This window comes from Mycobacterium montefiorense (assembly GCF_003112775.1).
Taxonomy (GTDB): Bacteria; Actinomycetota; Actinomycetes; order Mycobacteriales; family Mycobacteriaceae; genus Mycobacterium; species Mycobacterium montefiorense.
In genome coordinates, this window is sequence record NZ_BFCH01000009.1 from 162,190 (window position 1) to 183,694 (window position 21,505).

The window sequence follows — 21,505 nt, forward strand, 5'->3', positions numbered from 1 at the left end:
GCGCGCCGATCCACCTGGGCACTGGAGAGCCGGTCCTGCTGCTGCACCCATTTCTGATGTCTCAGACGGTGTGGGATTCAGTGGCTCAACAGCTGGCCGATACCGGCCGCTACGAGGTGTTCGCCCCGACGATGGCCGGGCACAACGGTGGACCGTATGCCCGAACCTGGCTGCTGAGTTCGGCGGTGCTGGCCGACCACGTCGAACGCCAACTCGACGAGCTGGGGTGGGATACCGCCCACATCGTGGGCAATTCGCTGGGCGGCTGGGTCGCGTTCGAACTCGAGCGGCGCGGCCGGGCCCGCAGCGTCACCGGCGTCGCGGCGGCGGGCGGCTGGACGCGGTGGAGCCCGATCAAATTCGAGGTCATCGGCAAGTTCCTGGCCGGCCTGCCGGTGCTGGCATTGGCTCGCTTGTTCGGCCAGCGGTCGCTGCAGGTGCCGTTCAGCCGCCGGCTGGCCACCCTGCCGCTGAGCGGATCGCCGGACGGGATCAGCGAGCGCCAGCTGTCCGGCATCGTCGACGACGCCGCGCACTGCCCGGCCTACTTCCAACTGCTGGCCAAGGCGCTGGTGGCGCCCGGATTGATCGAGTTGGCGCAGACCGCGGTGCCCGCCCACCTGGTGTTGTGCGAAAAGGACCGCGTCGTGCCGCCAAGCCGGTTCAGCCGTCATTTCACCGACTTCCTGCCCGCCGAAACGAAAATCACCAGGCTCGACGGCGTCGGGCACGTTCCGATGTTCGAGGCACCCGGCCGAGTGACCGAAGTCATCTCCGGGTTCATCGACGACTGCACCCAGCCGGCGCCGGCGATCGACCCGGCGGCCTGGGGGCAGCACCCCCTCGCGGGGGCTTAGGCGAGCGCCTTTTCCAGGTTGTCCGCGATCGAGTGCAGAAATTCCTCACTCTGCTGCCACTCCTGGTCGGGACCGATCAGGATGGCCAGATCCTTGGTCATCTTTCCGCTTTCGACGGTGGCGATGACGACGGATTCCAGCTTCTGGGCAAAGTCGATGACCTCGGGCGTGTTGTCCAGTTTGCCGCGGTGCTGCAGCCCCCGCGTCCAGGCGAAGATCGAGGCGATCGGGTTGGTCGACGTCGGCTTGCCGGCCTGGTACTGCCGATAGTGCCGGGTGACGGTGCCGTGGGCGGCCTCGGCCTCGACGGTCTTGCCGTCGGCCGTCATCAGCACCGAGGTCATCAACCCCAGTGAGCCGTAGCCCTGCGCGACGGTGTCCGATTGGACGTCACCGTCGTAGTTCTTACAGGCCCAGACGTAGCCGCCGTCCCACTTCAGGCAGGCGGCCACCATGTCGTCGATCAACCGGTGCTCGTAAGTGAGGCCTTCGGCTTCAAACTGCTCCTTGAACTCCTCGTCGTAGATGCGCTGGAATTCGTCTTTGAACATGCCGTCGTAGGCCTTGAGGATGGTGTTCTTCGTCGATAGGTAGACCGGCCATTTGGCGTTGAGCCCGTAGGCGAACGAGGCCCGCGCGAAGTCACGGATCGAGTCCTTGAAGTTGTACATCCCCATCACGACGCCGCCGTCGGCGGGGATGGAGACCATCTCGTGCACGATCGGCTCGCTGCCGTCCGCGGGCGTGAAAGTTATTGCGACAGTGCCGGGTTTCTCGACTTTGAAGTTCGTCGAACGGTACTGGTCGCCGAATGCATGACGGCCGATGACAATCGGTTTAGTCCAGCCGGGAACCAGCCGAGGCACGTTCGAGATCACAATCGGCTCACGGAAGATTGTGCCGCCCAGGATATTTCGGATCGTCCCGTTCGGCGAGAGCCACATCTTCTTCAGGTTGAACTCGGCAACGCGCGACTCGTCCGGGGTGATCGTCGCGCACTTGACGCCCACGCCGTGTTTCTTGATGGCGTACGCCGCGTCGATCGTCACCTGATCGTCGGTGCGGTCGCGGTGCTCGATACCCAGGTCGTAATAGTCCAAGTTGACGTCGAGGTGCGGAAGGATCAGCATGTCCTTGATCAGTTTCCAGATGACACGGGTCATCTCGTCACCGTCGAGTTCGACTACGGGCCCTTGAACTTTGATGCGTTTGATCTTGGGTTCATCCGACATCGTTGTCCGAATCCTCCCTCGCGGCGTCAGGCTTGCGCAGCCGCCAGCGCCTCATTGAACGTCTTGCTCGGCCGCATGATCGCAGTCGTCTTCTCGTCGTCCGGCTGATAGTAACCGCCGATGTCGACCGTTTCGCCCTGCACCTTCGCGAGTTCGGCCACGATGGCTTCCTCTTTGCGGCCCAACGAATCGGCGAGCTTGGCGAAGTGGTTGCGCAACTCTTCGTCGTCGGATTGCGCGGCAAGTTCCTGGGCCCAGTACAGCGCCAGGTAGAACTGGCTGCCCCGATTGTCGAGTTCGCCGGTCTTGCGCGACGGACTCTTGTTGTTGTCCAACAGCTTGCCGATCGCGGCATCCAGCGTCTTGCCCAGGATCTTCGCGCGCTCGTTATCGGTCTTGATGCCGACATCTTCGAAACACGCTCCCAGCGCAAGGAATTCACCCAGAGAGTCCCAACGCAGGTGATTCTCCTCGACGAGTTGGTGGACGTGCTTGGGCGCTGAACCGCCCGCGCCGGTTTCATACATTCCGCCGCCGGCCATCAACGGCACGATGGACAGCATCTTGGCGCTGGTGCCCAGCTCGAGGATCGGGAACAGGTCAGTGAGGTAGTCGCGCAAGATGTTGCCCGTCGCGGCAATGGTGTCCTGCCCGCGCATCGCGCGTTCGATGGTGTGCCGCATGGCCCGTTCCTGCGACATCGTCGAGATGTCGAGGCCCTCGGTGTCGTGGTCGGCCAGGTAAGTGTCGACCTTCTTGCGCAATTCGCTCTCGTGCGGACGCTCCTGGTCGAGCCAGAACACCACCGGCATGCCCGAGTTTCGCGCCCGGGTGACGGCCAGCTTGACCCAGTCGCGGATCGGCTCGTCCCTGACGATGGGCATCCGCCAGATGTCGTCAACTTCCACGTCTTGTGTCAGCAAGACCTCGCCGGTGTCGAGGTCGACGATCTTGGCGACACCGTCTTCGGGGATCTCGAACGTCTTGTCGTGCGAGCCATACTCTTCGGCCTGCTGCGCCATCAGGCCGACGTTGGGCACGGTGCCCATCGTGGTCGGATCGAAGGCCCCGTGTGTCTTGCAGAAGTTGATGATCTCTTGGTAAATGCGGGCGAAAGTCGACTCGGGATTGACGGCCTTGGTGTCCTTTTGCCGCCCGTCGGCGCCGTACATCTTGCCGGCGGCGCGGATCATCGCCGGCATTGACGCGTCCACGATCACGTCGCTGGGCGAGTGAAAGTTGCTGATGCCCTTGGCCGAGTCGACCATGGCCAACTCGGGACGGTGTTCGTGACAGGCATGCAGGTCGCGGATGATTTCGTCGTGCTGCGACGCGGGCAGCGACTCGATCTTGTCGTACAGGTCGACCAATCCGTTGTTGACATTGACGCCGAGCTCGTCGAAGAGCGCCTGATGCTTGGCGAAGGCGTCTTTGTAGAAGACCTTGACGGCGTGTCCGAAGACGATCGGGTGGGAGATCTTCATCATCGTCGCCTTGACGTGCAATGAGAACATCACGCCGGTCTTGTAAGCGTCCTCGATCTCTGCTTCATAGAACTCGCAGAGCGCCTTGCGGCTCATGAACATGCTGTCGATGATGTCGCCCTCACGCAGTGACACCGTGGCCTTGAGCACGATCGTCTTGCCGCTCTTGGTCTCCAGCTCCATCTTCACGCTGCGTGCACGGTCCAGCGTGATCGACTTCTCGCCGTGATAGAAGTCGCCGTGCTTCATGGTCGCGACATGCGTGCGCGACGCCTGTGACCACTTCCCCATGCTGTGCGGGTGCTTGCGCGCGTACTCCTTGACCGCGTTGGGTGCCCGGCGGTCCGAGTTCCCTTGGCGCAACACCGGGTTGACAGCGCTACCAAGGCATTTCGAATAGCGATCGCGAACTTCTTTGTCCTCGTCCGTCTTCGGGCTCTGCGGAAAGTCCGGAATCTTGTATCCCTTGCCTTGCAGTTCCTTGACGGCGGCCACCAGCTGGGGCACCGAGGCACTGACGTTCGGGAGCTTGATGATGTTGGTGTCGGCCAGCTTCGCCAGCCGGCCGAGTTCTGCCAGGTTGTCCGGAACCCGCTGCTCTTCGGTCAGGTGCTCCGGGAACTCGGCGAGGATCCGGGCCGCGACGGAGATGTCGCTGGTCTTGATCTCGATGCCCGCCGGCTCGGCGAAGGCTCGCACGATCGGCAGGAAGGCGTAGGTCGCCAGCAAAGGCGCCTCGTCGGTCAGCGTGTAGATGACGGTCGGTTGTTCGGCGCTCACGGACGTCCCTCTCCCGGTCAGATTTTGGGGGGCTCAGCGTTATGGTTGCCACGTTATCAAGGGCGTTTGAGCAGGTGTCGACCTGGCATTGGCATCCAGTCGGCTCGGTAAGATAGTCTTCGTAGTGGTCATGAGCGCCAGCATCAAGCCCCGGCTTGCTGGCCGGCAACCCTCCAACCGCGGTGGGGTGCCCCGGGTGATGACCAGGTTGAGTAGCCATAGCACCGGCTATCCGGCAAGCGCGGGTCCGCCATGACGGGCCCCTGACTAGACAGGGAACGTGATGGGCAGTCATCCCACTTATCCGCGTCTCAATTGTGCGTCGGTGCTGAACCACCGACCGCCGGCTGACGTCATAGATGGTGGCGTCCCGGGCGGCTACCAGCACCTCGATACGCCCCCTTCCAGCAGAAAGCCCCGGCTCATGAGCGCCGATAGCGACAGCGACCCAACTGCGAACTGGTCCTTCGAAACCAAGCAGGTTCACGCCGGCCAGCAGCCCGACCCGGCCACCCACGCCCGCGCCCTGCCGATCTACCAGACCACCTCGTACGTGTTCGACGACACCACTCATGCCGCGGCGCTGTTCGGGCTCGAGGTCCCAGGCAACATCTACACCCGGATCGGCAACCCCACTACCGACGTCGTCGAACAGCGCATCGCCGCACTCGAAGGCGGCGTCGCAGCCCTGTTTTTGAGCTCCGGACAGGCCGCTGAGACATTCGCCATATTGAACCTCGCATGTGCCGGTGATCACATCGTGTCCAGCCCGCGCCTCTACGGTGGCACGTACAACCTGTTCCACTATTCGCTGGCGAAGGTCGGTATCGACGTCAGCTTCGTCGAGGATCCCGACGATCTGGACTCGTGGCAGGCGGCGGTACGGCCCAACACCAAGGCCTTCTTCGCCGAGACGATCTCCAACCCGCAGATCGACATCCTGGACACCCCGGGCGTCGCCGGCGTGGCTCACGCCAACGGCGTGCCGCTGATCGTCGACAACACCATCGCCACGCCATACCTGATCCAGCCGTTCACGCAGGGCGCCGACATCGTGGTGCACTCCGCCACCAAGTACCTGGGCGGTCACGGCTCCGCGATCGCCGGAGTCATCGTCGACGGCGGCACCTTCGACTGGACGCAGGGCCGCTTCCCCGGGTTCACCACGCCCGACCCCAGCTACCACGGCGTGGTGTTCGCCGAGCTGGGACCGCCGGCATTCGCCCTCAAGGCGCGCGTGCAGTTGCTGCGCGACTTCGGCTCCGCGGCCGCACCGTTCAACGCGTTCCTGGTGGCCCAAGGCCTTGAGACGCTGAGCCTGCGGATCGAGCGCCACGTCGCGAACGCGCAGCGGGTCGCCGAGTTCCTCGAGAGCCACGACGGCGTGCAGTCGGTCAACTACGCCGGGCTGCCCAGCTCGCCGTGGCACGAGCGGGCAAAGAAGCTGGCGCCCAAGGGAACCGGCGCCGTGTTGGCGTTCGAGCTGGCCGGTGGCATCGAGGCCGGCAAGGCGTTCGTCAACGCCCTGCAACTACACAGCCACGTCGCCAACATCGGCGACGTGCGCTCGCTGGTGATTCATCCGGCGTCCACCACCCACGCCCAGCTGAGTCCCGCCGAGCAGCTGACCACCGGCGTAAGCCCCGGATTGGTGCGGCTGGCGGTCGGCATCGAAGGCATTGACGACATCCTGGCCGACCTCGAGCTCGGCTTCGCCGCGGCACGGAAATTCGGCACACCCGCGGGCGCCAGCGGCGACCCACAGGCCGTGGCGGCCTTCTGAGGACTCTGACATGACCATCTCCGACGTCCCCACCCAAACGTTGCCCGCCGAAGGCGAAGTCGGCCTGGTCGATATCGGCTCGCTGACTACCGAGAGCGGCGCGGTGATCGACGATGTCTGTATCGCGGTACAGCGCTGGGGTGAGCTGTCACCGACGCGCGACAACGTGGTGGTGGTACTGCACGCCCTCACCGGCGACTCCCACATCAACGGTCCGGCCGGGCCCGGGCACCCCACGCCCGGCTGGTGGGACGGCATCGCGGCGCCGGGCGCACCGATCGACACCAACCGGTGGTGTGCGGTGGCTACCAATGTGCTGGGCGGCTGCCGTGGCTCCACCGGGCCGAGTTCGCTTGCCCGAGACGGAAAGCCGTGGGGTTCCCGGTTTCCGTTGATCACCGTGCGCGACCAGGTGCAGGCGGACATCGCCGCGCTGGACGCGCTGGGCATCAGTCAGGTTGCCGCCGTAGTCGGCGGATCCATGGGCGGCGCAAGGGCTTTGGAATGGATGGTCGGCCACCCCGAACGGGTCCGGGCCGGATTGCTACTGGCCGTCGGCGCGCGTGCCACTGCCGACCAGATCGGCACCCAGACCACCCAGATCGCGGCGATCAAGACCGACCCGGACTGGCAGGATGGTGATTACCACGGCACCGGGCGTGCCCCGGATGCCGGGGTGGCCATCGCCCGCCGTTTCGCGCACCTGACCTATCGCAGCGAGGTCGAGTTGGACGACAGGTTCGCCAACGACGGCCAACGCGGAGAGGACCCGTCCAACGGCGGGCGCTACGCGGTGCAGAGCTATCTGGAACACCAGGGCGCCAAGATCTTGGCCCGTTTTGACGCCGGCAGCTACGTAACCCTGACCGAGACGCTGAACAGCCACGACGTCGGCCGCGGCCGCGGCGGGGTCGCCAAAGCGCTGCGCGGGTGCCCGGTACCGGCCGTGGTCGGCGGGATCACCTCCGACCGGCTCTATCCGCTGCGCTTGCAGCAGGAGATGGCCGAGCTGCTGCCGGGCTGCGCCGAGTTACAGGTTGTCGACTCCATCTTCGGACATGACGGCTTCTTGGTGGAAACCGAGGCAGTGGGCGAATTAATCCGCAAGACACTGGATTTGGCCTCCGAGACCGGCCCTGCCGAAGGCGCGTGTCAACGGTGACCCGGTCTAGGCACGACCGCTCCCTATCGTTCGGTTCCGCGGCCGCAGCCTATGAGCGTGGACGCCCGTCGTATCCGCCCGAGGCGATCGACTGGCTGTTACCACGCGGGGCGCGTCAGGTGCTCGATCTGGGTGCCGGCACCGGCAAGCTGACCACTCGGCTGGTGGAACGTGGCCTCGAGGTCGTGGCGGTGGACCCGATTCCGGACATGCTCGAGGTGCTGAGCGCCTCGCTACCGGAGACTCGCGCGGTACTCGGCACCGCCGAAGAGATTCCGTTGGAGGACAACAGCGTTGACGCCGTGCTGGTCGCCCAGGCGTGGCACTGGGTGGATCCGGAACGAGCGATTCCCGAAATCGCCCGGGTACTGCGGCCCGGCGGACGGCTGGGCCTGGTGTGGAACACCCGCGACGAGCGGCTCGGCTGGGTGCGGGAGCTCGGCCGGATCATCGGTAGCGACGGCGACGTCGGCCGATTCGACGTGACGCTGCCGGCTCCGTTCTCCGAGCGCGAGCGTCATCAAGTCGAGTGGACGAATTACCTTACGCCACAAGCATTGATCGACCTGGTGGCGTCGCGCAGCTACTGCATCACCTCGCCGGCCGAGGTGCGCACCCAAACCCTCGAACAGGTACGCGAGTTGCTGGCCACTCATCCGGCGCTGGCGAATTCGACCGGGTTGGCGATGCCCTACGTCACCGTGTGCATCGCGGCGACGCTGTCCGACTGAGGCACCGACGCGGCTATCCGCGACTCGATGTCATACGGCACGATGATCGCGGTCGCACCCCGGATGCGGCTGACCGCGCGAGCCATCTTGTCCGCGGTGCGGTCGTGCAACAGCCGGCCCAGCAGCGGCGAAAAGGTGCGGCGCGGCAATAGCACGGTCACCTTGCTGCCCGGATGATCGTTGAGCACCCGCCAGACCAAGTCGTGCGCAGCTCGATTCAGGTGACGATCCGGGCAGTTGATCAGCCACAGCGGGGTGTCGTGCTCGAAGCGGTCCCAGAGCGCGCGCAGCCGCTTCGCACGATCCACATCGATGACGAAATGCACCGCAGTGAGCTCGTCGGCATGCAGCCCGTACCCGAGGCGCAATGCCTCGACCTCGGCGAGGTCAACCGAATCCACGAACACCAGCACCTGAAGTCGCGGATGCCGAGTCAGGTCGATGTCTTCGCCATGCGACATCTCCAGCACAGACGCCTCGGCGCGGTACTTGTGGTTGAGCCGCATCAAGGTCAACACCAGCACCGGAAAGACAATGACGATGAGCCACGCACCTTCGGTGAACTTGGCCACCGCGAAGATTCCCACCACGATCGTCGACAACACCCCCGCCGACAAATTCACGATGACCTTGCGTCGCCAGCCCGGCTCACGGTGGCCCAGATGGTGTTTGGCCATGCCGAAGCCGGCCATCGCGAATCCGGTGAACACGCCGATCGCATAGAACGGCACCAACGCGCTGACCTTTGCCTCGGTGATCACCAGCAGTGTCAGGGCCAGCGCGGTGAGGGTAAGGATGCCATTGGAGAACACCAGACGATGACCGCGCTTCGTCAGCGGCCGGGGCAAAAAACGATCCTCGGCCACGAAACTGGCCAACCTGGGGAATCCGTTGAAGCTGGTGTTACAGCCCGTGAACAGGATCGCCGCGGTCGACGCCTGCAGCAGAAAATACAAGATGTGGCCGATCATGCCGTTGCCGAAGACCGCGTGGGCGATCTCGGACAACATCGACGGATATTCGTCCAGATACGGTACGGCGTGCGTGACATGCGCCAGCCAGGCCACCCCCGCCAGCAAGAACCCGAGGATGCACGCCATCAACGTGATGACTCGACGGGCGTTGACGCCTTCGGGCTTCTGGAAAACATCGACCGTATTGGAGACTGCCTCGAGACCGGTCAATGAGGTGCCACCATTGGCGAACGCCCGCAACACAATCAGCACGGTCGCACCCATCACGATGCCACCGCCCTGATGTACCGGCACTGCCCCGGCGAGGTGCCCTGGATCGTATTTCGGTAAGCCCCAGATAATTTCACGAACGAAACCGGTCACGATCGTCACCGTGATCATGGTGACGAACGCGAAGGTGGTCATCGCAAACGCCCGGCCCGACCGCCGCAGTCCGCGCAGGTTAATGAGACAGATGAGCGCCACCGCGGCCAGCGTGATTTCCAGGTGATAGGGACGCAGCAGCGGAATGGCCGAGACCACCGCCACGGTCGCGGCAGCGGGTTGCACGGCCACGGTGACCACGTAGTCGATCAGCAGCGCTGAGGCGGCGACCTGTGCCACCCGGGGACCGAAGTTCTCCCGCGCGACGGTGTAGGAGCCGCCGGACCGCGTGTAGGTCATCACCACCTGGCGATAGGACGCGGACACCAGCACCAGAATCACCAGAATCACGCCGGTGATCGGAAGCAACAACGCAAACGCGGCCATTCCGGCGGCCGGCAACAGCTCGATCATGATCTGCTCAGGACCGTAAGCCGTAGAGGAAATAGCATCCGGTGAAAGTGCGCCAAGTGCAACAGGAATCGACAGTCGCTCCGAGTCCAACTGGTCGGTGGTCAGCGGCTTCCCGAGAAAGATCCGCTTACATTTGTCGACAAATGAGAGCGGTATTCCGGCGATCGGTGTCGTCATGCTCGAGTCACCTCCGCGATCCGGGACTCGATGTCGTAGGGCACGATCTGCGCGGTGGCGCCCGGAATGCGGCTGACGGCGCGCGCGATCTTGTCCGCGGTGCGGTCGTGCAGCAGCCGTCCTACCAGCGGAGAATACGTTCGGCGCGGCAACAGTACCGTCACCTTGGTGTCCGGGTGGTCGTCGAGCACCCGGACAACCAATTCGTATGCGGCCCGGGCCAAGTGACGGTCCGGGCAGTCGACCATCCGCAGCGGGGAATGGTGTTCGAAGCGCTCCCAGCGCTGCCGCAGCCGCTCGGCACTGACAGTGTCCAGCATGAAGTGCACCGCGGTCAGCTCGTCGGCGTGCAACCCGTTGCCGTAGCGCAGTGCCTCGACCTCGGCAAGGTCGACGGCATCAACGAAGACCAGAACTCGATGCCGCGCGTACCGGGCCAGCACGGGACTTTCCGTGTGCGACATCTCCAGCACGGAAGCCTCGGCGCGGTACTTCTGGTTGAGCCGCATCAACGCGATCACCAGCAGCGGAAAGACGATGACGATGAGCCACGCACCTTCGGTGAACTTGGCCACCGCGAAGATTCCCACCACGACCGTCGACAAGGACCCCGCCGACAAGTTCACGATCAGATTGCGTCGCCAACCCGGCCCACGATCAGTCAGATAATGCTTGGCCATGCCGAAGCCGGCCATCGCGAACCCGGTGAACACGCCGATCGCATAGAACGGCACCAGGGCGTCCACCGAGCCGCCGGTGATGACGAGCAATGCCACAGCCAATGCCGTCAAGGTGAGGATGCCATTAGAGAAAACCAGGCGATGACCGCGTTTCATCAGCGGGCGGGGCATAAATCGGTCCTCGGCCACGAAATTGGCCAACGCGGGGAATCCGTTGAAACTGGTATTACCTCCGGTGTAGAGGATCGCCGCGGTCGACGCCTGCAGCAGAAAATACAAGATGTGGCCGATCACGCCGTCGCCGAAGACGGCGCGGGCGATCTCGGACAACATTGACGGGTAGCCGTCGACATACGGTGCGGCGTGCGTAACGTGGGTCAGCCACGCCACACCGGCCAGCAGAAAACCGAGCAGGCATGCCATCACGGTCATTACCCGACGCGCATTGCTGCCCTCGGGTTTGCGCAAGCTGTTGACGGTGTTGGAGATCGCCTCCACACCAGTCAACGAAGACCCGCCATTAGCGAACGCGCGCAACACAATCAGAATCGTTGCACCCATGACCAGTCCGCTGCCCTGGTGAACCGGAACCACTCCGGCCATGTGTTGCGGATCGTATGTCGGAAGGCTGCCGAGCAGTTCTCGGACGATCCCGACGACGATCGTGAGCGAGACCATGGCCGTGAAGGCGTAGGTCGGCACCGCGAAACGAGCACCGGCTTCCCGCAGTCCGCGCAGGTTCGCGAAGCACATGATCAGCACCACGCCCACCGTGATCTCCAGGCTGAAGGGACCCAGTGCCGGTATCGCCGAGACAACCGCAACCGTCCCGGCGGCGCACTGCACCGCGACGGTAACCACGTAGTCGATCAACAGCGCCGCGGCGGCAACTTGCGCCACCCGCGGACCGAAGTTCTCGCGAGCGACCACATATGATCCACCGGATCGTGTATAAACCATCACGACCTGCCGGTACGATGCTGACACCAGCACCAGGATCAACAGGATCACGCCGGTGATCGGTAGCAATAACGCAAACGCCGCCATTCCGGCGGCCGGCAACAGCTCGATCATGATCTGCTCAGAACCGTAAGCCGTAGAGGAAATGGCGTCCGGTGAGAGCACGCCCAGTGCGACGGGATTCGACAATCTCTCGTGCTGGAGCTGATCATTGATCAATGGCTTTCCGAGCAATCCACGCTTACACACGTCGGAGAACGAAGACCACGCCTGCTGTTCTTCAGCCAAAGGTGTTGCCACAGACCATATTCCTAACCCCAATTGATTGATCCCGCCGAAAGCCTAGCGACTCAAACATGCCGTGTCTCCTCCTCGTTTGGCGACAGAGAACACGAAATTCGACAAAGACACAGAATGTTGCCAGGCATACTGGCAGGACATTCGCAGATAGTCATCTCGCCGTAACAAACGAGCCTCCCCAGGGGGCCAAAAGCCCAGAATCAGCAGGCCATTTCGGAGACAAAGGGTCGTTTTCCAAAGTTATTGTGAGATGAGCCACCTACCTCGCAGGAGGCTGTGGCGGGGACGCTTCCCGCCGCGATCGGCCATTTCGATTAGCCCAATTTCGATTATATCTATTGCGCAGCAACTACTTTAGCGATCGCATTGGGAGTCTCAGCAAAACTTCAGCGAGTTCTACTGCGGCTCACAGCTATTCATTGGCTGCTACGATCGCCCAAATCTCCTGGACAAGTCGGTCCAGACCTACATTACGCGGAGGTGTCGATTACCATGCACCAGTGCGTCATCGTCAGCGGTGATGACGCGCTGGCGACGACGATCATCGAGGAGTTGAAAAGGGCAGGCGCAAGGGTTGCCAGGCTCCTCGATTCTGAACTCGCCGGCGCCCGCGTAAAGACCGAGCTTGCCAGAGCCGGAGTGGCCCACGCAGCGGCCGTTGTCTGCGCCGGAATTGACGACGCGACAAACCTCGAGATCGCATTATTGGCACGAAAAGCCAACGACGTGCTGCGGGAAGCAGTCGCCGCAGATGATGAGCCCAGCGCGATCCTCGGTGTCGCGGACCTCGCGGCGCCGGCGGTTGTCGAGGCGTGCCTGGCGCGCACCACGCATCCCTTCGAGGCAGCAGGCCTGCAGTTCGTTGTCTTCGGCTCCGCGGCGCCATACGACGCGACCCTGCGTGAAATCCATGGTGACCTTGCCCCGGTTGCAATTGTCAAGGGCGACAATTCCTTTAACTCTGGCGGGGTAGTGGTATGTCCCGGGCGTGATATGCGGGTCAATGCGGGTGACTGGACGGCGATGATCGGCACTACCGAGGAGCTGGCCGCCTGCGGTATCGAGGCCCCGCGTCAGACCGGAACGCGTTCACGCCAGTCGCGGCCGCGCCGGATCCTGGTCGCGGCGCGCGCGCTGTCCAATGAAGTCAACCCGGCGTTCTATCCGATGATCGCCGCCCTCGGAATTCTGGTCGTCGGTTCGACGACGTTGCTGCACTTCTCCTACACGAATCCCGGGATGTCCTGGGTCGACGCATTCTACTTCACCAACGAAACGATCAGCACGACAGGTTACGGCGACTTCAGCTTCGCCAAGCAGCCGACGTGGCTGCGGATGTACGCCGCGCTGTTGATGTTGGGCGGCGTGACCACCACCGCGCTGCTGGTCGCCTTCGTCGCCGATGTGATGCTGTCCCGCCGCTTCGTCTGGTCATCCGGACGCCCACGGGCACGGCACCTGCGCAACCACGTCATCGTCGTCGGGCTCAGCGCGCTTGGCATCCGGGTCGTCACCGATCTGACCGCGGAGGGGTACGACGTGGCGGTGATCGAGCGCGATCAGGGCAACCCATTCCTATCGACAATGGCCGAACTCGACGTACCGGTGATCTTCGGGGACGCCACTCTACGACAGACGCTAGAAGCAGCACGCGTCGAAACCGCCCGTGCGGTAGCGGTATTGACCCGTGATGACATGGTCAACATCGAGACCGGCATCGTGCTTCGCGAGATGTTGAGCTCACACGAGGGACCCGCCGGCAACCGATGGGGTGCGGTCCCGGTGGTGCTGCGCGTGTACGACCATGACCTCGGATCCGCGGTCGCGCAGCGATTCGGTTTCGAAAACGTCCGTTCCACCGTCGAGCTAGCCGCGCCGTATTTCATCGGGGCCGCTATGGGTCTGCAAGTGCTGGGCACGTTTTCGGTGCAGAACCGATCCTTCTTGGTCGGCGGAATGCATGTGCAGGCCGGCAGCGAACTCGACGGGATGCAGATGTTCGAGCTGTCAACGCAAACCCGTGTCATCGCAATCACCCGGGAGGACGCTCCGACCTGTCTGCATCCGCGTCGCGATGCGCGGCTCAGCGCCGGAGACACCGTGTATCTCGTTGGCCCGTACCGGGAACTGCTGGCAACGCTGCGCAAAGGACAGCCATCCCAGGATCCGCCCGCGGGCGACGAAGTGGCCGACGATCAGCACCCGGATGGGAACTACGAGATGAAACGCCAGTCCGCATAGGTATGGACTTCGCGATGCTACCGCCGGAAGTCAACTCCGGTCGTATGTATGCCGGCCCCGGCTCGGGGCCGCTGCTTGTCGCCGCACAGGCATGGGAAACTATTGCCGCAGAACTACATTCGGCATCCCACTCCTACCAATATGTGGTATCGGGGCTCACCGCCGGACCGTGGCTCGGCCCTTCGTCGGTGATGATGGTGGCTGCCGCCACCTCCTACGTGGCGTGGTTGAGCCGCACGGCGGCGCAAGCCGAGGAGACGGCCGGCCAAGCCCGAGTGGCAGTAGCCGCCTACGAAGCGGCATTCGCGGCGACGGTGCCCGTGCCGGTGGTCGCGGCCAATCGGAGCCTGCTGATGTCGCTGGTCGCCACCAATGTGTTGGGGCAGAACACCGCCGCGATCGCGGCAACCGAAGCCGAATACAGCGAGATGTGGGCTCAGGATGCCGGCGCAATGTATGGCTACGCGGGTTCGGCGGCACCGGCCAGCCACCCAAGCGCACCCGGCGAGACGTCGGGCGCAGGCAGGCACGGCAGGCTCTCGAAAGTCTCACAAGCCTTTTCGACGGTGCCGCAACAGTTGAGCAGCTTTCTCACCGGCGGTACAGCCGACTCGTTGTCGCCCCTGGACATCCTCGACCTGGGCGCCGACGTCATTGCTTTCGGTTTGGACGCCCCGATGGCACCACTGGGAGCAATATCTTTGCCGATCGACCTCATCGGTGCCGAGACCGGTTTACACACCGATGGCATCGTCAGTGGCTGGCAGGAGGCGGGGTCGGCACCGGAGATCGTGGCGACCCCGGCACAGGTCGCGGCAACCCCGAACGTCGTTTCAACGCCCGTGGCGGCAGCATTGCGCGAGGCCGATGTCGTCGGCGGGGTTTCGGTACCGCCGACCTGGATCGCGGCGACCCCGGCGGTGGAACCGGTGGCGCTGGCATTGCCGGCAGCCGGCGTCGGCACCGGCGGACAAGCGATGGCAGCCAGCCTCGGGAGCGGGTTCGGCGAGATGGCCCTGGCCAATACCATCGGTCGCGTCGTGGGCGATGGCGTCGCCGGTCGGGGCTCGAATGCGCGCAAGCCGGCGCCGGCTCGACTGCGGGCAACGAGCGACGCCACCAGCGCGATCGACGAAGATGCGAACACCCAGGCCGAGCCGCGTGTCGTGGTGACCGGGGTCGCGGCGGAGATTCGTGACTTCGCCCGGCTGCGCGACGAGGGTCTGATAAGCGACCAGGAATTCATCGAGCAGCGCAATCACCTGCTCGGCCGTTGATGCCATTGTTAATACATCACCGACCGCCGCCATCGAACAGTAGAACTGATTCTTAACGTTGTACTGGCACTGCGAATCACGCCGATATCAGAGCTAAACATGCTGTCCCGCAGGGTATCTTGGGCTCGTGCCGACTGGTGCGCAGGGCGCCTCCGCGGTAACTCCGCAGCGGCTGAAGCCAATCGTGCTGCTCGCCTTGGTGGTCGGGCTGCAAAGCGCGGATGCCGGCACGGTGGGAGCGCTGGTTGTCCCGCTGACGCAGTCGTTTCACATCAACAACATTCAGGTTGGGCTGCTGGTCACCGTGTCGACGGGCGTCGGCGCGCTGGCCACCCTGCTGGCCGGGCCGCTCGCCGATCGCACCGTGCGGGTTCGGCTGCTGTGGATAGCGCTGCTGGTGTGTTCGGCGGCAATGGCGTTGAGCGCGGCCAGCCCGAACTACGGCTGGTTGCTGGCTTGCCGGGTAAGCCTTGGCGCGGGCATCGCGGTCTCCGGGCCGGTGGTCGCCTCGCTGGTCGGCGACTACTTCAAGCCAGGCGAGCGCGGCCGCGTGTACGGCCTGGTGCTCGCCGGCGAGGGCAGCTGCACGGCGGTCGGGCTGCTGGTAGCAGGCGAACTCGGCGCGGTCAGCTGGCGGTTGGGCTTCGGCTGGCTGGCCATGGTGGGGTTCGGCCTTGCTCTCGCCGTGGCGACGATGCTGCGCGAGCCGCTGCGTAAAAGCCACAGCCAGCAGCTGCGGCGTTGCTCGATCTGGCGGGAGCTGCGCTGGGTGCTCTCGATCCGTACCAATGTCGTTCTGATTGCGGCTTCGTCGTTCGGCTACTTCTTCTCCACCGGGCTGAGCACGTTCGGGGTAGCGCTGCTGTGTTGCCGGTTTCAGGTCGACCAGGCGGTGGCGACCATGCTGATCGCCGTCCTCGGAGTCGGCGCGCTGATCGGGGTGCTCAGCACCGGACGCATCGCCGACTGGCTGACCGACCGGGGTTACCTCAGCGCACGGATTGTGGTGGGCGGGACGGCTTTTCTGGCGGCGGCGGTGTTCATCCTGCCGACGCTGCTCGCCGATAACCTGCTACTGGCGCTGACATTCGCGTTTCTCGCCGGGATCGCCGTGGGCGGCATCAACCCGCCGCTCAATGCGGCGAGGCTGGACATCGTGCATTCCCGGCTATGGGGCACCGCCGAAGCAGTGCGCAGCACGCTGGTGTCGATTTCCACGGGTATGGCGCCGATGGTGTTCGGCGCCATGTCCACCGCACTGGGAAGCACGGCAAGCGCGTTGAGCGACACCTTCCTGATCATGCTGGCCACGCTGGTCGTCGCGGCCGGGCTGCTGTTATGCGTGGCTCGCCGCACCTACCCACGAGATGTCGCGACCGCCATGGCTTCTGAGGTGCTGACGACTACGCGTCCAAGTCGCAAAGCAGTCAGCCTCTAGAATTTCAGGCCGGAGAACATGGTCTGGTTGGGGTCGTACTTCTGCCGCACACTGTTCAGTTGCGACAGATTCGACCCAAAGTAACGCGACGCCGCGCTGTTGGGCTTCAGATAGTTGACGTAGCCGCCGACCGAAAACTGTTGTACCGCCTGGTGAGCAGAGCTCAGCCACTGCGTGGCCGCCGACACCTGGTTGGCGGCGGGCTCGACATACCACTGCAACAACGCGGACTGCTTGCGCCACGGGAAGGCCGAATCCCCGGGCGCCACATCGGCGATGGCTCCGCCGAGCGGATCGACCAGCAGCCAAGCCCGCCCGGCCGACGCCGGCCATTGGCCGATCGCGGTAGCAATGGCATGGGCCGCTGCCGAATTGATCGTCGTAACCATATCGGACCCGGCCACGAAGCCGCGGGGCGATGACGTCGAGCTGCCCCCGGCCAGATAAGTCACCAAGTCCATTCGGTTCATCGTCTTGTTGGTCACCGCGCCGGGCTGCAAGCCGACCGCGGACTTGATCGCGTCAGCCATTCCCGCGGCACCGCCGGCAGGGCAGGTCGCCAGGATATGGCAGTTGGGCTCGCTGCCGCCGACTGCGAGATCGACCATGGCCCAAGCATTTCGGTCGGCCCCATCTAGCCAGGTCTGCCAGCCCGCCAGCGCCTGCACAGCCGCCGACGGGGCGAACTCGAGCCGCACGACGTCGGTGTCGCCGGTCGCGAACGTCCCGAATGTCATCGACGTCGTCACCCCGAAATTGCCACCACCACCACCCCGCAAGGCCCAGAAAAGATCCGGATGATCGTTGGGGGACGCGGTGACCACATCGCCGCTGGGGAGCACCACCGTGGCCGACTGGAGCACGTCACAGGTCAGGCCGGCGTGCCGGGAATCGGCTCCTATCCCGCCGCCTAGCGTCAGTCCCGCGATACCGACCGTTGGGCAACTGCCCGTCGGGACACCGCGACCGGCGCTGGCGGATGCCTGGTGTACCGCCCACAGGTTCGCCGCCGGTGTGACCGTGACATTGCCGCCGTCAAGGTTCGCCCCACCCGGAAGTCCGCGTAGGTCGAGCACCATCGTGCCGTTGGCGCTCGACGCACCGATGTAGGAATGCCCACCGCCACGCGGCGCGATTTTGAGTTTGTTCGCCGTCGCGAATGCGACCGCCTTCTGTACGTCGGCCTGCGAGGAAACCGTGACGACCGCCACCGGGTTGGAGTTGTTGTAGAACGAGTTGAATATCTGCTTGCTGGAAGTGAATTGGGCACCGTTGGCCGGCAGCACGACACTGCCACCGATGGTGGAAGCCAAGCCATTCCAACTGGCAGCACCGGGGTCCGCGGCAGCACGAGTGGTCCCGAACATCGCACCCGTCGCCAACATTGAAGCGGCCCCACGGAGAAACGTCTGGCGCGAGATGCCATGCTCGGTCGGACGGCCGCAGTTAGTCGTCATGCGCGCAGATTCTTATCCATCTCTCACTCAAAATCCGGCCATACCACCCGTGTCGGATCACAGTGTGGCGTCGATTGTCCAGTTCGCGAGCTTTGCTGGCCTGTAACGATTTCCGAGCAATAACCGATGTCTCAGGTACGTCCCGCTCATGAAACGCATAGTGTGCAAACCTTGATCTCCCCGTGTCGCAAACGTGACTGCCATGGATCAGTCTTCGTAGTGTGATTTGAGTGCCTTCAGAGCACTCCGCGACAGATGGGGAAGCTGTCATGAAAGCAGTTGCTGCTGTGCAGGGTTGGGTCTGGCCGTTTCGCCAGCAACCCCTGACCATTCGCGTGCTGACCGCGGTGGCCGGGCTGCTCACCGTCGCCGCCGCCTTCGGCTCACCGCCGGCCGAGGCAGACGCGAACGCCGACGATGGCTTCATCGACGCGTTGAACCACGCCGGCATCGACTTCGGCCAACCCGGAAACGCGATGGCGGTGGGCGAATCCATCTGCCCGATGCTCGCCGCGCCCGGCGGTAGCTTCGCCGGGGCCGTTTCGAGCGTCAGACGCCAGGGCATGTCGCCGGCGATGGCTCAGATGTTCACCACGATCGCAATTCAGTCGTACTGCCCGCAAGCGATGGCCAACTTGGCCAGCGGCAATATGCCCAACATGCCCGGCGGTATGCCAAACATGCCCGGCGGCGCCATCCAGAACCTGCCGGGCGGCGTGCTGCCCAACATGGCCGGCGGTATGCCGAACGGTGGCGCCGTGGCGAACCTGCCCCAAATTACCGGCCCGGGGATTTAGCCCGTACCAAGCGGATCGATCGTCCAGGCGATATAGACCATCGTCGCGCCGACCGTCGCGGTCGTCATAAAGTCAATGCCCTTGCTGCGCACCACCAAAAGGCCGGCGCGGTCATCGGACAGCACCAACCGCAACGCCGCACCGACGCCGACGGCGATCCCGATAAGCAGAGAGCCGCGACGCCAGAAGTTGGCGCCCACCAACGCGAAGGCCGTCACGAAAATCAGCCCGACCAGCAGGATCGGCCACTGAGCTTTCGCTGCGGTCTTCGCCGAACTCATTGCCGCTCGGCCAGCTCGACCACGTTCGTCAGCAGGAACGCCCGGGTCAGCGGGCCGATGCCGCCGGGGTTCGGCGACACGTGCCCGGCGACCTCCCACACGTCGGGATGCACGTCGCCGGTGAGCTTGTCGTCCACCCGGCTGACACCGACGTCGAGCACCGCGGCGCCCGGGCGCACCATGTCGGCGGTCAATAGGTGCGGCACACCGACGGCCGCGATGATGATGTCGGCCTGCTTGGTCAGCGCCGGTAGATCACGAGTTCCGGTATGGCACAACGTCACCGTCGCGTTCTCGGAACGACGCGTCAGCAGCAGACCCAACGGCCGACCGACCGTGACGCCGCGGCCGATGACGACCACGTGCGCGCCGGCGATCTCGACGTCATAGCGGCGCAGCAGGTGCACGATGCCGCGCGGCGTGCACGGCAGCGGGGCCGGGTTGTTGAGCACCAGCCGGCCCAGGTTCGTCGGGTGCAGCCCGTCGGCGTCCTTGGCCGGGTCGATGCGCTCCAGCGCCGCGTTCTCGTCGAGATGCCTGGGCAGCGGCAACTGCACGATGTAGCCGGTGCACTCGGGGTTGGCGTTCAGCTCGTCGATTGTCTCGTTCAGCTTGGCCGTCGAGATGTCGGCAGGCAGATCGCGGCGTATCGAGGTGATGCCCACCTTGGCGCAGTCGGAATGCTTACCGCGCACGTAGGCCTGTGATCCCGGATCGTCGCCGACCAGGATGGTGGCCAGGCCGGGCGTACGGCCCGCCGCGGTCAGTGCCGCAACTCGTTGGGAGAGGTCGACGAAGAGCTCGTCGCGGGTGGCCTTGCCGTCCAGTGTGATTGCGCCCACGGCGCCCAGTGTTCCATGCCGGAGGTCTAGTCTCCTGACATGCCCTCTGACCAGCCCACTGTTCCCGATGTGTTCAGTCCGGCCAAGCTCGGACCGATAACGCTGCGTAACCGGACCATCAAGTCCGCGACATTCGAAGCCCGCACGCCCGGCGCGCTGGTGAGCGACGACTTGATCGAATACCACCGGGCGCCGGCTGCCGGCGGCGTCGGCATGACGACCGTTGCCTATTGCGCCGTCTCCCCCGGCGGACGCACCGAGGGCAACGGACTCTGGATGCGCCCCGAAGCGGTGCCCGGGCTGCGCCGGCTCACCGACGCGATTCACGCCGAAGGCGCGGCGGTGAGCGCGCAGATCGGCCACGCGGGTCCGGTCGCCAATGCCAAGTCCAACAAGGCCAAGGCCCTGGCGCCGGTGCGGTTCTTCAACCCGATCGGAATGCGCTTCGCCCGCAAGGCGACCCGCGACGATATCGAAGACGTGATCGCCGGGCACGCCAACGCGGCCCGGTTCGCCATGGAAGCCGGCTTCGACGCCGTCGAAATTCATTTGGGCCACAACTATTTGGCGAGTTCGTTCCTGTCGCCGTTGATCAACCGGCGCGACGACGAGTTCGGCGGATCACTGGAGAACCGGGCCAAAGTGGCCCGTGGGATGGTGATGGCCGTTCGGCGCGCGGTGGACAAAGAAGGAACGCCGATCGCGGTCACCGCCAAGCTCAACATGGCCGACGGCGTGCGCGGTGGCATCAGCACCGAGGAGTCGCTGCGAACCGCGAAGTGGCTGCAAGACGACGGCGGGCTGGATGCGATCGAACTCACCGCCGGCAGCTCGCTGGTCAACCCGATGTACCTGTTCCGAGGCGACGCACCGCTCAAGGAGTTCGCCGGTGCGTTCAAGCCGCCGCTGCGCTGGGGCATGCGCATGACGGGCACCAAGTTCCTGCGCGAATACCCGTACCGCGAAGCCTATCTGCTGCGTGATGCCAAGCTGTTCCGCGCCGAGCTGTCGATGCCACTGATCCTGCTCGGCGGCATTTCCAACCGGGAAACGATGGACCTTGCGATGGCCGAGGGATTCGAGTTCGTCGCGATGGCCCGGGCGCTGCTGGCCGAGCCGGATCTGATCAACCGGCTCGCGGCCGACGGCGCCCGACACAGCGTTCATTCGGCGTGCACGCACTGCAATCGCTGCATGCCGACGATCTACACCCGCACTCACTGCGTGGTCACCGGAGCACCCGACAGAGTGTGAACACGCGGGCATAACGGGCCC

Annotated in this window: 14 protein-coding genes, 2 pseudogenes and 1 riboswitch; of the genes and pseudogenes, 9 read left to right on the forward strand and 7 right to left on the reverse strand. The window is 64.5% G+C overall.

The window, feature by feature from the left end; translation table 11 throughout:
* Nucleotides 1–35 precede the first annotated feature (35 nt).
* Nucleotides 36–857, forward strand: coding sequence for an alpha/beta fold hydrolase (locus DB708_RS07445; protein WP_165839758.1), 822 nt, complete (start codon nucleotides 36–38; stop codon nucleotides 855–857).
* Here DB708_RS07445 and DB708_RS07450 read toward each other — a convergent pair.
* Both DB708_RS07450 and DB708_RS07455 read right to left on the reverse strand, forming a co-directional pair.
* On the reverse strand, nucleotides 854–2,089 hold the full coding sequence (locus tag DB708_RS07450) for an NADP-dependent isocitrate dehydrogenase (RefSeq protein ID WP_108921307.1): 1,236 nt from the start codon (nucleotides 2,087–2,089) through the stop codon (nucleotides 854–856). The genes DB708_RS07445 and DB708_RS07450 overlap by 4 nt on opposite strands.
* 26 nt (nucleotides 2,090–2,115) lie before the next feature.
* Nucleotides 2,116–4,353 carry an NADP-dependent isocitrate dehydrogenase gene (locus DB708_RS07455; RefSeq protein WP_108921308.1) on the reverse strand — a complete coding sequence of 746 codons (2,238 nt, stop codon included), beginning with the start codon at nucleotides 4,351–4,353 and terminating at the stop codon, nucleotides 2,116–2,118.
* A gap of 126 nt (nucleotides 4,354–4,479) precedes the next feature.
* Nucleotides 4,480–4,601, forward strand: a riboswitch (SAM riboswitch).
* Between the two features lie 176 nt (nucleotides 4,602–4,777).
* Between DB708_RS07455 and DB708_RS07460 the strand changes: the two genes are divergently transcribed.
* Genes DB708_RS07460 through DB708_RS07470 form a run of 3 tightly spaced genes read left to right on the forward strand, consistent with a single transcriptional unit; the run spans nucleotide 4,778 to nucleotide 8,029 of the window.
* Nucleotides 4,778–6,136 (forward strand): bifunctional o-acetylhomoserine/o-acetylserine sulfhydrylase, encoded by a 1,359-nt coding sequence (locus DB708_RS07460; protein WP_108921309.1) that lies wholly within the window; start codon nucleotides 4,778–4,780, stop codon nucleotides 6,134–6,136.
* Between the two features lie 10 nt (nucleotides 6,137–6,146).
* Nucleotides 6,147–7,298: a homoserine O-acetyltransferase MetX gene (gene metX, locus DB708_RS07465; protein ID WP_108921310.1), complete on the forward strand. Its 1,152-nt coding sequence runs from the start codon at nucleotides 6,147–6,149 to the stop codon at nucleotides 7,296–7,298.
* Nucleotides 7,295–8,029: a class I SAM-dependent methyltransferase gene (locus tag DB708_RS07470; protein ID WP_108921343.1), complete on the forward strand. Its 735-nt coding sequence runs from the start codon at nucleotides 7,295–7,297 to the stop codon at nucleotides 8,027–8,029. Before metX ends, DB708_RS07470 begins: the two co-directional genes overlap by 4 nt.
* On the opposite strand, the pseudogene DB708_RS07475 reads toward DB708_RS07470, so the two are convergent.
* Nucleotides 8,023–9,957 (reverse strand): annotated as a pseudogene (locus DB708_RS07475) (APC family permease); the annotation flags it as partial. The gene DB708_RS07470 and the pseudogene DB708_RS07475 overlap by 7 nt on opposite strands.
* 11 nt (nucleotides 9,958–9,968) lie before the next feature.
* Nucleotides 9,969–11,885: pseudogene (locus tag DB708_RS07480) on the reverse strand (APC family permease); the annotation flags it as partial.
* 504 nt (nucleotides 11,886–12,389) lie between these two features.
* Here DB708_RS07480 and DB708_RS07485 point away from each other — a divergent pair.
* From DB708_RS07485 to DB708_RS07495, 3 genes are all read left to right on the forward strand, one after another.
* Nucleotides 12,390–14,138 carry a potassium channel family protein gene (locus tag DB708_RS07485; protein ID WP_108921312.1) on the forward strand — a complete coding sequence of 583 codons (1,749 nt, stop codon included), beginning with the start codon at nucleotides 12,390–12,392 and terminating at the stop codon, nucleotides 14,136–14,138.
* A 2-nt stretch (nucleotides 14,139–14,140) separates the two neighbouring features.
* Nucleotides 14,141–15,415: a PPE family protein, SVP subgroup gene (locus tag DB708_RS07490; RefSeq protein WP_108921313.1), complete on the forward strand. Its 1,275-nt coding sequence runs from the start codon at nucleotides 14,141–14,143 to the stop codon at nucleotides 15,413–15,415.
* A 127-nt stretch (nucleotides 15,416–15,542) separates the two neighbouring features.
* Nucleotides 15,543–16,853, forward strand: a complete 1,311-nt coding sequence (locus DB708_RS07495; protein ID WP_235616669.1) for an MFS transporter — start codon at nucleotides 15,543–15,545, stop codon at nucleotides 16,851–16,853.
* On the opposite strand, the gene DB708_RS07500 is transcribed toward DB708_RS07495, so the two are convergent.
* On the reverse strand, nucleotides 16,850–18,310 hold the full coding sequence (locus tag DB708_RS07500; protein ID WP_201263450.1) for an FAD-dependent oxidoreductase: 1,461 nt from the start codon (nucleotides 18,308–18,310) through the stop codon (nucleotides 16,850–16,852). The two genes, DB708_RS07495 and DB708_RS07500, sit on opposite strands and share 4 nt — an antisense overlap.
* 269 nt (nucleotides 18,311–18,579) lie before the next feature.
* Here DB708_RS07500 and DB708_RS07505 point away from each other — a divergent pair, with 269 nt between their 5' ends.
* Nucleotides 18,580–19,107: a DUF732 domain-containing protein gene (locus DB708_RS07505; RefSeq protein WP_108921314.1), complete on the forward strand. Its 528-nt coding sequence runs from the start codon at nucleotides 18,580–18,582 to the stop codon at nucleotides 19,105–19,107.
* Here the strand turns inward: DB708_RS07505 and DB708_RS07510 are convergent.
* Both DB708_RS07510 and DB708_RS07515 read right to left on the reverse strand, forming a co-directional pair.
* Nucleotides 19,104–19,388 (reverse strand): DUF3017 domain-containing protein, encoded by a 285-nt coding sequence (locus tag DB708_RS07510; protein ID WP_108921315.1) that lies wholly within the window; start codon nucleotides 19,386–19,388, stop codon nucleotides 19,104–19,106. The genes DB708_RS07505 and DB708_RS07510 overlap by 4 nt on opposite strands.
* A complete protein-coding gene (locus DB708_RS07515; RefSeq protein ID WP_108921316.1) occupies nucleotides 19,385–20,230 on the reverse strand; it encodes a bifunctional methylenetetrahydrofolate dehydrogenase/methenyltetrahydrofolate cyclohydrolase in 846 nt (281 codons plus the stop codon). Before DB708_RS07515 ends, DB708_RS07510 begins: the two co-directional genes overlap by 4 nt.
* A 39-nt stretch (nucleotides 20,231–20,269) precedes the next feature.
* Between DB708_RS07515 and DB708_RS07520 the strand changes: the two genes are divergently transcribed.
* Entirely contained in the window at nucleotides 20,270–21,484 is a 1,215-nt protein-coding gene (locus DB708_RS07520; RefSeq protein ID WP_108921317.1) for an NADH:flavin oxidoreductase, read from the forward strand.
* Nucleotides 21,485–21,505: the final 21 nt, after the last annotated feature.

Excerpts from the sequence above, each read along its gene's own strand:
- DB708_RS07450 (WP_108921307.1), bottom strand. The coding sequence starts at position 2,089 with ATGTCGGATGAACCCAAGATCAAACGCATCAAAGTTCAAGGGCCCGTA.
- DB708_RS07460 (WP_108921309.1), top strand. The coding sequence starts at position 4,778 with ATGAGCGCCGATAGCGACAGCGACCCAACTGCGAACTGGTCCTTCGAA.
- metX (WP_108921310.1), top strand. The coding sequence starts at position 6,147 with ATGACCATCTCCGACGTCCCCACCCAAACGTTGCCCGCCGAAGGCGAA.
- DB708_RS07485 (WP_108921312.1), top strand. The coding sequence starts at position 12,390 with ATGCACCAGTGCGTCATCGTCAGCGGTGATGACGCGCTGGCGACGACG.
- DB708_RS07490 (WP_108921313.1), top strand. The coding sequence starts at position 14,141 with ATGGACTTCGCGATGCTACCGCCGGAAGTCAACTCCGGTCGTATGTAT.
- DB708_RS07500 (WP_201263450.1), bottom strand. The coding sequence starts at position 18,310 with ATGACGACTAACTGCGGCCGTCCGACCGAGCATGGCATCTCGCGCCAG.
- DB708_RS07505 (WP_108921314.1), top strand. The coding sequence starts at position 18,580 with ATGAAAGCAGTTGCTGCTGTGCAGGGTTGGGTCTGGCCGTTTCGCCAG.
- DB708_RS07510 (WP_108921315.1), bottom strand. The coding sequence starts at position 19,388 with ATGAGTTCGGCGAAGACCGCAGCGAAAGCTCAGTGGCCGATCCTGCTG.
- DB708_RS07520 (WP_108921317.1), top strand. The coding sequence starts at position 20,270 with ATGCCCTCTGACCAGCCCACTGTTCCCGATGTGTTCAGTCCGGCCAAG.